The organism is Marinilactibacillus piezotolerans (genome assembly GCF_900114235.1).
In the GTDB taxonomy this organism is placed as follows: Bacteria; Bacillota; Bacilli; order Lactobacillales; family Carnobacteriaceae_A; genus Marinilactibacillus; species Marinilactibacillus piezotolerans.
Genome location: NZ_FOSJ01000124.1, coordinates 1 through 1,071, shown reverse-complemented (window position 1 = coordinate 1,071; position 1,071 = coordinate 1). Strand labels below are relative to the sequence as shown.

The 1,071-nt window shown below is 39.8% G+C and carries 1 protein-coding gene; it reads right to left on the bottom strand.

Translation table 11 applies throughout. The features are described 5' to 3' along the window. Positions 1 to 1,071, bottom strand: a 1,071-nt coding sequence (istA, locus tag BM212_RS12375; protein WP_091898834.1) for an IS21 family transposase, incomplete at both ends; no start/stop codon positions are given.

Here is a 1,071-nt window from a genome sequence, read left to right as displayed (position 1 = left end):
TCTGGCATATGATCTCGGTTAGTGGACTGCCTGCCATATTTCCCATATAATCGTGAATGAGAAGCGATTCTCATATGATTGTAGAATACTTCAATAAGATGATCTGTAACTCTCACATCTACCTGTTGACTGATATATTCATAAGGAACAGAATAAAACTGACTTTTAACAGAGATATGATAGTCTGGTTGAACTTTGGCGGTTAACCATTCAGACATCTGATAAGGTGTTGGCGGAAGAGGAGAAAGGTACGATTTCTCTTCTTCTAAAAATGCTGACCATCTGGAACCTTCACGCTTCGTAAAATCACGATGATTGAACTCTTCTAATTTTTCTTTGGCAACGTCATTCCATTCCTTTAAAGTGAAGCATTGAGTGTGCCTCATGGCAGCGATAATCCAAGTCGAGATTGTGCGTACAGACCCTTCTACTGACGCTTTATCCTTTGGATATTTTACTCGAGCTGGCATCACGAATGTGCCGTAATGATTCGCCATATCTTTATAAGTAGGATTTAGTACTAATTGCTTTCGCGTATTTTCCTGAACCCCTGTTTTTAAGTTGTCAGGGACTAGAACTTCACTCACACCACCAAAATAGTCGTAAGCATGTCTATGGGCTGTGATCCACGACGTTAAGTTCATTGATAAAAAACCTTCAACGTAGGACAATTGACTACTAGGAAATGTCGCTACGAATACATAGACTTTCACCTTCTCACCAGTATCTCGGTCAATTAAAGTACCGGTAGATCCAGCCCAGTCGACTTCTAAAATTTCTCCTGGCTTTCGTTTAATTCGCATCGTTGCCTTATGTTTTTCTGCATATTTTCTATAATGACGAATGAAACTGCGATAGGCATAAGGAATAGCGTTTTCTGCTCGACACTGCACTTCATATTCATGATGAAGCAGTGTTAAAGTGACATTCTTCTTTCCCAACTCTTTGTGAATGTATTCAAAGTCAATCGGTCGGTAACCTGATCCTTCCATCGTCTTTTCAGGATACAAAAACTCTTCGAGCCATTTATCTGTCATCTCATCTGTTAACGGTAGTGTCACCTCCTTTTTT